General features: G+C 35.1%; 5 protein-coding genes and 2 pseudogenes. 6 read left to right on the top strand and 1 reads right to left on the bottom strand.

What is annotated here, in order from left to right; translation table 11 throughout:
- Positions 1-97 precede the first annotated feature (97 nt).
- The 5 genes from GNY06_RS04095 to GNY06_RS04075 all read left to right on the top strand — a co-directional run bounded on the left by GNY06_RS04095 (position 98) and on the right by GNY06_RS04075 (position 2,685).
- The gene (locus GNY06_RS04095; RefSeq protein ID WP_166518919.1) at positions 98-940 is read left to right on the top strand and encodes a hypothetical protein; all 843 of its coding nucleotides are present in this window, start codon (positions 98-100) and stop codon (positions 938-940) included.
- Positions 941-942: 2 nt separating this feature from the next.
- Positions 943-1,455 (top strand): hypothetical protein, encoded by a 513-nt coding sequence (locus GNY06_RS04090; protein WP_166518918.1) that lies wholly within the window; start codon positions 943-945, stop codon positions 1,453-1,455.
- Positions 1,456-1,613: 158 nt separating this feature from the next.
- On the top strand, positions 1,614-2,150 hold the full coding sequence (locus GNY06_RS04085) for a hypothetical protein (protein ID WP_166518917.1): 537 nt from the start codon (positions 1,614-1,616) through the stop codon (positions 2,148-2,150).
- On the top strand, positions 2,144-2,395 hold the full coding sequence (locus GNY06_RS04080; RefSeq protein WP_166518916.1) for a TreTu family toxin: 252 nt from the start codon (positions 2,144-2,146) through the stop codon (positions 2,393-2,395). The genes GNY06_RS04085 and GNY06_RS04080 overlap by 7 nt, the downstream gene beginning before the upstream one ends.
- A 2-nt stretch (positions 2,396-2,397) precedes the next feature.
- On the top strand, positions 2,398-2,685 hold the full coding sequence (locus GNY06_RS04075; protein WP_166518915.1) for a hypothetical protein: 288 nt from the start codon (positions 2,398-2,400) through the stop codon (positions 2,683-2,685).
- A gap of 28 nt (positions 2,686-2,713) precedes the next feature.
- Here GNY06_RS04075 and GNY06_RS04070 read toward each other — a convergent pair.
- Positions 2,714-2,956: pseudogene (locus GNY06_RS04070) on the bottom strand (macro domain-containing protein); the annotation flags it as partial.
- 64 nt (positions 2,957-3,020) lie between these two features.
- On the opposite strand from GNY06_RS04070, the pseudogene GNY06_RS04065 reads away from it, so the two are divergent.
- Positions 3,021-3,258 (top strand): annotated as a pseudogene (locus GNY06_RS04065) (IS256 family transposase); the annotation flags it as partial.

Here is a 3,258-nt window from a genome sequence, read left to right as displayed (position 1 = left end):
ATTTTTTTCAATTGAAAAGAAAAATCCTTATTTTTGAGAATAAGAAAAGGTGTTCTTTATCAAAAGGTTGCGTTCGCGCGAGCAATTTGTTGAGTAGATGTGGTTGTCTACTGACCCACTGGCAGAGCAAATGCCCAACTGGTCGCCGTACCTCTATACCTTTAATAATCCAGTAAGGTTAATAGATCCTACGGGGATGGTGCCGGAAGATTGGATTAAACAAGGGAATCGTATCTTTTACGATGCTGCCGTAAATGGAACTTTTGAAGCACGGTCAAAATATGGGAGTAGTGCTCAATCGATTACAGGGTATCATGTTTCTCGCAATGGACTTACTGCAGATTATGATTTGGGTAAAGATGGGTCGATTGGTATTTCCAGAGGTGCTCTTGCGTTTTTGAATCATACCACGAGTGTTTATTCTACTGGGAATATAGAGACAGGAGGCGCTACTATAGAAGGTTGGGGAGGACAAAGAGGTTCGCAAGGTGCGACTATAACTTCTCCAAATCCTATGTATGGGAAAAGTCATTTTGATTATGTAATGGTAGAAACGAATCCTTTAATGCCTTTAATAGCTGGAGTTGTATCGCCTCCACTAGGTTTCCTGTCAGGGGTAGCACAAACATTTAATGATTTTTCTGAAGGAAATTATGTTGGAGGGGTAATAGGAGGATTTGCTTTGGGGGCTTCTTCAAAGTTTGGATCAAAATTCGTTCATGGAGAGTATAAGATTATGACAAACGGATTACCTAAAGATGGAAAGTTTCAATATGGTATTAGAAATACAGAAACGAATTTCCAATTTAGATTAGAGAGACATAGACTTCAAACTGCAGGAGGAGGAGAAAAAGCTGTACATTTTAATTATGGCACTGAAGGGAGCAAACATTTTTTTCCTGTAAATGCTTCAAAATATCGACCCTATGTTAGACAATAAATATGAATAAGGAATATATTGTATTAAAATTAGAAGATTTTATTCAAAATGCCAAAAATCATAGTTGGATAGAATTAAGTTTGATAGCCACTCTAATAAAAAAATATTTATTAAAATTAGACAGTAGTGATTATAAAGTTATAGGAGAATTTTCCGAAAATAGTTTTGAGTTGGAAATACAAACAAATAGTTCTGAAATATTATTTATAGATTTATCCTTGACTTTTTTGGATGTGAGATTCAACTATTTTGAGAATAATTTTTTTATAGATGAATTTGAAGATATAGAAAAATATTTTGAAAACTTTTTTCAAGGAGATTACGAAGTAGTATCTTTTTATGATAGAATGAGTAAAAAAGTGTATAAAACTAGGGTTTTGTGGAAATCAGCAGATATGTCAAAATACAATAAAGAATATACGTATAAATCTATTAAAGATTTTTTTACAAAAGAAAAATATTTAATAGAAAATACGAAAAGTGGATATAAGTGGAAATTATCAAATAATATGTAGTACAAAAAAAATACCGCCAAAAGCCCGTATTTTGCTTTTTCATTTGAAAAAGCAAGATTCTCTTTGAGAAGTGAGCCAGTGCAGACGAAGAAAAAGGATAAGCTTCCGCGAGGGAAAAATGGTGTAGTTGGTTAAATGTTGATCCTCTAGCGGAGAACATGCCAAGTTGGTCGCCATATGCTTTTTCATTCAATAATCCAGTAAGATATGTCGATCGGGGTGGACGAGAATCTTTCGATTGGGGAAGAAGGGTTAATCAATGGGAATGGAATGATAAGGTTACGGCAGATAATTATCAATCGATGGGATATGATGCTTATTCCAATGGAAAAGATGCTAATTCTATTTACAAAACAGAAAGTGGGCATTGGGTTTCATTAAGTCCCTTCGGAAATAGTTGGAGTTATGCAAGTGATCCGAATAAAGCTAGCGCTCCTACTGATTTAGAAGGTTACAGAGCTTGGAGAGATAATCCTAATTATAATCCCAGAGAATCTAAGATGAATAGAATCTTCAGGGGAATTAACAGTGCACATATAAGCATAATGCAGGATGAAGGAAGTGGGGCTGGATTGATGTTTGGAGGTTTTGGGAGAGCTGTGAAAGCGGTAGAAGCAGCTGAAGAGATGACCACTGTGGGACGTTGGATGTCAAATCTGAATATACAACCATGTCAACAACAGGGTAAATGGTAGAAGGAGCGGGAGGTCAAACTTTCGTTGGAATAGGTGGTCCAGGGGCTTTCACATCAGCGCCTAAAGGTTCTGTATTTGCAGAATTCCAAGTTCCAACAAATAGTTTATTACAAGGAGGTAAGCCAAATTGGTTTAAAACAATTGGGCCAAATGCAAAACCCAGTCAATTATATATGTTACAAAAACAAGGCGGTCAGTTACAACCTAAGGTTAAGAATCTTACACCCGTTTTAAAAACAAAATAATAATGGAAAAGGTAAAAAGTTTAGATTGGTTTAAAGAAGAAATAGCTCCTAATTTAATCCCTTATGAATTAAATTATAGATTTTATGAAGAAGGAGATTTTGGATCCCTAAATCAAGTTATATTTGAATCTTCAGGCAAAGGAGGGGGAATCGACTTTTGGAGTACAGGTTGGTTAGGGGTTCATTTAGTAGATTATATAAGAGGAGAAGAATTATTAAATGTTCTTTTAGAGCCGCATCAGGAACAGGAAAAAACAGAAATATTTAAAAGATTACAAGAATTATTATAATAACAATAAAGCCCTAAAAATTGGGGCTTTATTGTTTTAAGAGTCCAGAATAGATTTGATAATTTTCATCATCAAAGCAGACAAATATTACTCGCTTGATTTTAGTAGTCATGGTTAAAAAATCAGCTATAGTTTGAATCGCAATTTTATCAGCTTTTTCTTTTGGAAATCTGTAAATACCCGTGCTGATATTAGGGAATGAGATTGATGTTACATTATTGTCTAGTGCAAGTTTAAGGCTGTTGAAGTACGCTAATGACAATAAGTTTTCTTCATTGTTTTTGAGGTTGTATCTCGAACTGTGTCATACACATTATCTTTAAATATAATATCTTATGGCACAAGAAGAATTTGACTTTGAGTCTTTTAAGAAGGAGGCTATTGCCGGCCTTTATTCTGGAAAAAAAATGACTGGCACCGATGGGGTTCTGTCTCCAATGGTGAATCACTTTCTGGAATCTATGATGTGCGGTGAGCTTGAATACCACCTTGCTCAGGATAAACTTAACGAGCAAATTAACCGTAAGAACGGTAAAACGAAGAAGACCGTGCGTAGTCTAAGTGCTGGCTCAT

Origin of the sequence: Elizabethkingia argenteiflava (genome assembly GCF_009904105.1) — a bacterium.
Taxonomy (GTDB): Bacteria; Bacteroidota; Bacteroidia; order Flavobacteriales; family Weeksellaceae; genus Elizabethkingia; species Elizabethkingia argenteiflava.
Note: the sequence above shows the minus strand (reverse complement) of the source record. Positions and strands in the feature narration are given on the sequence as shown.